This window comes from Mycobacterium sp. (assembly GCF_032162605.1).
Lineage (GTDB): Bacteria > Actinomycetota > Actinomycetes > Mycobacteriales > Mycobacteriaceae > Mycobacterium.
In genome coordinates, this window is record NZ_JAVROT010000574.1 from 1 (window position 1) to 4,991 (window position 4,991).

Annotated in this window: 6 protein-coding genes and 1 rRNA gene; 1 reads left to right on the forward strand and 6 read right to left on the reverse strand. The window is 62.9% G+C overall.

Annotation, left to right across the window (positions count from 1 at the left end; all coding sequences use genetic code 11):
• Both QOI01_RS31870 and murA read right to left on the reverse strand, forming a co-directional pair.
• Positions 1 to 252 (reverse strand): 16S ribosomal RNA (locus QOI01_RS31870); the annotation flags it as partial.
• 383 nt (positions 253 to 635) lie between these two features.
• On the reverse strand, positions 636 to 1,889 hold the full coding sequence (murA, locus tag QOI01_RS31875; RefSeq protein ID WP_313864763.1) for a UDP-N-acetylglucosamine 1-carboxyvinyltransferase: 1,254 nt from the start codon (positions 1,887 to 1,889) through the stop codon (positions 636 to 638).
• 69 nt (positions 1,890 to 1,958) lie between these two features.
• On the opposite strand from murA, the gene QOI01_RS31880 reads away from it, so the two are divergent.
• Positions 1,959 to 2,546, forward strand: coding sequence for a cob(I)yrinic acid a,c-diamide adenosyltransferase (locus QOI01_RS31880; RefSeq protein WP_313864762.1), 588 nt, complete (start codon positions 1,959 to 1,961; stop codon positions 2,544 to 2,546).
• 39 nt (positions 2,547 to 2,585) lie between these two features.
• Here QOI01_RS31880 and QOI01_RS31885 read toward each other — a convergent pair whose 3' ends face one another.
• From QOI01_RS31885 to QOI01_RS31900, 4 genes are all read right to left on the reverse strand, one after another.
• Entirely contained in the window at positions 2,586 to 3,029 is a 444-nt protein-coding gene (locus QOI01_RS31885) for a DUF2550 domain-containing protein (protein WP_313864761.1), read from the reverse strand.
• A 6-nt stretch (positions 3,030 to 3,035) separates the two neighbouring features.
• Positions 3,036 to 3,401 (reverse strand): F0F1 ATP synthase subunit epsilon, encoded by a 366-nt coding sequence (locus QOI01_RS31890; RefSeq protein ID WP_313864760.1) that lies wholly within the window; start codon positions 3,399 to 3,401, stop codon positions 3,036 to 3,038.
• A 29-nt stretch (positions 3,402 to 3,430) separates the two neighbouring features.
• Positions 3,431 to 4,894 carry a F0F1 ATP synthase subunit beta gene (gene atpD, locus QOI01_RS31895; RefSeq protein WP_526387537.1) on the reverse strand — a complete coding sequence of 488 codons (1,464 nt, stop codon included), beginning with the start codon at positions 4,892 to 4,894 and terminating at the stop codon, positions 3,431 to 3,433.
• Positions 4,895 to 4,917: 23 nt separating this feature from the next.
• On the reverse strand, positions 4,918 to 4,991 hold a 74-nt coding region (locus QOI01_RS31900), incomplete at its 5' end, for a hypothetical protein (protein WP_526387539.1).

Below are 4,991 nucleotides of genomic sequence, written 5' to 3' on the forward strand. Positions count from 1 at the left end.
CCACCAACAAGCTGATAGGCCGCGGGCCCATCCCACACCGCAAAAGCTTTCCACCACGAACCATGCGATCCGTGGTCATATTCGGTATTAGACCCAGTTTCCCAGGCGTATCCCGAAGTGCAGGGCAGATTACCCACGTGTTACTCACCCGTTCGCCACTCGAGTACCTCCGAAGAGGCCTTTCCGTTCGACTTGCATGTGTTAAGCACGCCGCCAGCGTTCGTCCTGAGCCAGGATCAAACTCTCCAAACAAAAACTCCTCGATAAACGAGGTGAATTTACAATCAGAGAAAATCTGACCTAACAAAAAGACGCCAAAAACTGGCATCTAAATAAATTGCGACCACACCCTCACACGGGGGTGCTTAGATGTGGTCAAAAAAACAACAACAAACAAAAACACCAAACACACTATTGAGTTCTCAAACAACACTCTTGCTTGTTTCGCCCGCTTCGGGGCAACCCTGCCAGCTTAATACGAACCCGGCTGAGTCGTCAACCCCCAATTTTGTTGCGATCGTGGTGATCGCCGCAGGGGCAGCCGTGCCAGGTTAGTACCGTTCCGGCGAGGGAGTCAAGGCCCCGGTCTCGGTCTCCTTTGAGTGGTGACCGCGCTTGTGAGGCACTGACTTTGGTTACTGTACCCGCTCGATCTCCGCACCCAAAATCGCCAGGTTTTCCACGAACAACGGGTAGCCGCGATCGATGTGAAAGACGTCGTGGACCTCGGTGTCACCGTCGGCGACCAGCCCGGCGAGCACCAGGCCGGCGCCGGCTCGGATGTCCGAACACCAGACCGGGGCGCTGGAAAGTTGTGGCAGACCCCGCACCACGGCGTGATGGCCGTCGGTACGGGCATCGGCGCCGAGCCGGATCATCTCTTCGACGAACCTGAAGCGCGCCTCGAACACATTCTCCGTGATCATCGAGGTGCCGTCGGAGATCGACGCCAGCGCTATCGCCATCGGCTGCAGGTCCGTCGGAAAACCCGGAAACGGCAACGTCGCAACGTTCATGGCCTTCGGGCGCTCGTATTGGGTCACCCGAAAGCTGTTATCCGTCTGGGTGACGGTGGCACCCGCGTCGTGCAGTTTGTGCAGCACCACCTGAAGATGCGCCGGGTCGACATTCGTCACCGAGATGTCGCCGCGGGTGATGGCAGCGGCAATCCCCCAGGTCGCAGCAACGATGCGGTCGCCGATCACCCGGTGCTCAGTGGGATAAAGCCGCGGGACGCCGGTGATGGTCATGGTCGGCGAACCGGCACCTTCGACCCGGGCACCCATCTGGTTCAGCATCGTGCAGAGGTCGACCACGTCGGGTTCGCGTGCCGCATTGTGAATCGTGGTGACACCCTCGGCCACGACGGCGGCCATCAGGATGTTCTCGGTAGCCCCCACAGAGGGAAACTCCAATTGAATCTCCGCGCCGCGCAACCTGTCTGCCGTCGCCACCACGCAGCCGTGCTCGATATTGCACGTTGCGCCGAGTTGGCGCAGGCCGGCCTGATGCATGTCGAGCGGACGCGATCCGATGGCATCACCGCCCGGGAGCGCAACCTTGGCCCGCTTGCATCGGCCGACCAGCGGCCCCAGCACACAGACCGAGGCCCGGAACTGCCGCACTGCGGCGAAGTCGGCGTCGTACTTGGGCTCGTCGGGCGAGGTGATGCGGGCGACGTCGCCGTCGAGTTCGACGGTGGCGCCCAAGCCGCGCAGGACCTCGGCCATCAACGGCACATCGAGGATGTCGGGACAGTTGGTGATGGTGCTGGTGCCTTCGGCCAACAAGGTCGCGGCCATCAGCTTGAGCACGCTGTTCTTGGCGCCCCCCACTGCGACTTCGCCCGACAAGCGGTTACCGCCGGTCACCACGAATCGCTCAGACACCCGCGTCAGTCTAGTGAAGCGGTATCGGCTTGTCAGTCAGCCGAGTAGTTAGCCGAGTACGGTTTGTTCATGGCAGTACACCTGACCCGCATCTATACGCGGACCGGCGACGACGGAACCACCGGATTGAGCGACTTCTCGCGGGTCTCGAAGAACGATCCCCGCCTCGGCGCCTACGCGGATTGCGACGAGGCCAACTCCGCGATCGGCGTCGCCGTCGCTCTGGGTCACCCCGATCAGGAAATCGCCGACATGCTGCGGCAGATCCAAAACGACCTGTTCGACGCCGGCGCGGATCTGTCGACCCCGGTGGTGGAAAACCCGAAATACCCTCCGCTACGCGTCGCCCAGTCCTACATCGATCGGCTCGAAGGGTGGTGCGACAAATACAATGAGCCGCTGCCGGCGCTGAATTCCTTTGTACTACCGGGTGGTTCGCCGTTGTCGGCACTGTTGCACGTTGCTCGCACCGTGGTGCGTCGAGCCGAGCGTTCAGCGTGGGCCGCGGTCGATTCCGCGCCGGACGGAGTCAGCGTGCTGCCGGCGAAGTATCTGAATCGCTTGTCGGATCTACTCTTCATCCTGTCGCGGGCGGCCAACCCCGACGGGGATGTGCTGTGGAAGCCGGGTGGCGGCGCACCCGGCGCGAACGAGTGACGGATATCGAAACTCCTGCTGCCACTTAGTTTTTGAATGCTACACGCTGCGACGGCGTGCGCGCGGTGACGGACGTGACTCCAGCCAGGACAAGAACGCGGTCAACGCACCCTGATCGAGCGCGAGCTCGTAACCCTGCCTGCGCTCCTGTGTGGTGTCGCGCAGTTCCAGTACCACGATCTGGTCGGTCATGATGTCGAACTCGTCCCCGCGCGGCGCCCGCCGGGCCACGATCTCCACGCCCCGCCGGCTGAGCCGGCGATCCGGCCACAGACGCAGGCTGGACAGCCGGTAGAACGCGGCCTCGCCACCGCGGTAGCGGATCACGCCGTGCCGCCAGCCGTGACCACCGACCGCGGGGATATCCCGCATGATCCCCGCCGTCCCACCCTGCCTCAGCTTCAACAGCCGATAGCTCAGGGCGAGAACCGCCAGCCCCAACACGACGACGAGCACCGCCATGCCAACCAGGGGCGCACTCATCGGCGGTTAGTCAATCGCGCCGACGGCGCGCAATCTCGCACGTCCCCTGGCGGCGATGCGCGGATCGTCGGACTCCGAATCCTCCTTGGCCGCACTCTCGTCGATCTCCGACTCGAACTCGGCGGATTCGGCGAGAACGGTCACCGTCTCCTCCGTCACCGACAAGAACCCGCCATCGACCGCGATCCGCAGATCGTCTTCGCCTTCCCGCTCGACGCGCACCATCGCGTCATCGACCAACTGGGCCACCAGCGGGATGTGGCGGGGCAGGATGCCGATCTCGCCCGCGGTGGTGCGGGTAAACAGGAAGGTTGCCTCACCCGACCAGATCTTCCGGTCAACGGCAACGATCTCGACATTCAATTCAGCCATGTCACACCACCTTTCGACTCGGCCAGCACTTAGAGCTTGGCACCAAGAGTCTCGGCCTTCTTGGCCAGGTCGTCGAGGCCACCGATAAGGAAGAAGGCCTGCTCGGGCACGTGGTCGAAATCGCCCTTGCTCAGGCGGTCAAACGCCTCGATGGTCTCCTTCACCGGGACCGTCGAACCGGGCTGGCCAGTGAACTGTTCGGCAGCCATCATGTTCTGCGAGAGGAACCGCTCGATGCGGCGGGCCCGGTTGACCAATTGCTTGTCCTCTTCGGACAACTCGTCAATACCGAGGATCGCGATGATGTCCTGAAGGTCCTTGTACCGCTGCAGGATTCGAATGACTTCCTGCGCAACGCGGTAGTGCTCCTCACCGACGATGCTGGGGTCCAGGATGGTGGAGCTCGACGCCAGCGGGTCCACCGCCGGGAAGATGCCCTTGGAGAACACGTTACGAGACAGCTCCGTGGTGGCGTCTAGGTGAGCGAACGTGGTCGCCGGCGCCGGGTCGGTGTAGTCGTCGGCCGGCACGTACACCGCCTGCATGGACGTGATCGACTTGCCTCGCGTCGAGGTGATGCGCTCCTGCAACTCGCCCATCTCGTCGGCCAACGTGGGCTGATAACCCACCGCCGACGGCATCCGGCCGAGCAGTGTCGACACCTCGGATCCGGCCTGAGTAAACCGGAAGATGTTGTCGATGAACAGCAGCTCGTCCTTGCCCGCTTCATCGCGGATCCTTTCCGCCATGGTCAGCGCGGACAGCGCCACCCGCATACGAGTGCCCGGCGGCTCATCCATCTGACCGAAGACCAGCGCGGTGTCCTTGAGTACGTCGGCTTCCTTGAGCTCGACCCAGAGGTCGTTGCCCTCACGGGTGCGCTCCCCCACACCGGCGAAAACCGAAGTGCCACCGAAGTTTCGGGCGATACGGTTGATCATCTCCTGGATCAGCACCGTCTTGCCCACGCCGGCACCGCCGAACAGCGCGATCTTGCCGCCACGCACATAGGGAGTCAGGAGGTCGACGACCTTGAGGCCGGTCTCGAGCATCTCGGTCCGGGGCTCGAGTTCTTCGAAGGGCGGCGGCTTGCGGTGGATCGACCACTTGTCGAAGTCGTCGCCGTATCCCTCTTCGTCCAGGCAGATGCCCAGCGCGTTGAAGACGTGCCCCTTGACGCCCTCACCGACCGGCACCGAGATCGGTTTACCGGAGTCGGTGACCTCCACGCCGCGCACCAGGCCGTCGGTGGGCTGCATGGAGACTGTGCGCACCAGGTTGTCACCGAGATGCTGCGCTACCTCCAGCGTGAGGGTCTTCGCCAACGACTCGAAGCCGATTTCGGCATTCAGGGCGTTGAACAGTTCGGGGACGGACCCACGCGGAAACTCGACGTCGACGACGGGCCCGGTGATCCGAACCACCCGGCCGTTGGTGTCAGAGCCGTTGGAGGACTTCTCAGTCTTGCCATTCGTTTCAGTAGCAGCTGCCATATTCTCTTCGCTTCCTCGTGTGGCTACTTGGCGTCGGCGAGCGCGTTTGCGCCACCGACGATTTCGCTGATCTCTTGGGTGATCTGGGCCTGGCGCT

Coding starts and splice junctions, on each gene's coding strand:
- QOI01_RS31880 (WP_313864762.1), top strand. CDS start 1,959: ATGGCAGTACACCTGACCCGCATCTATACGCGGACCGGCGACGACGGA.
- QOI01_RS31885 (WP_313864761.1), bottom strand. CDS start 3,029: ATGAGTGCGCCCCTGGTTGGCATGGCGGTGCTCGTCGTCGTGTTGGGG.
- QOI01_RS31890 (WP_313864760.1), bottom strand. CDS start 3,401: ATGGCTGAATTGAATGTCGAGATCGTTGCCGTTGACCGGAAGATCTGG.
- atpD (WP_526387537.1), bottom strand. CDS start 4,894: ATGGCAGCTGCTACTGAAACGAATGGCAAGACTGAGAAGTCCTCCAAC.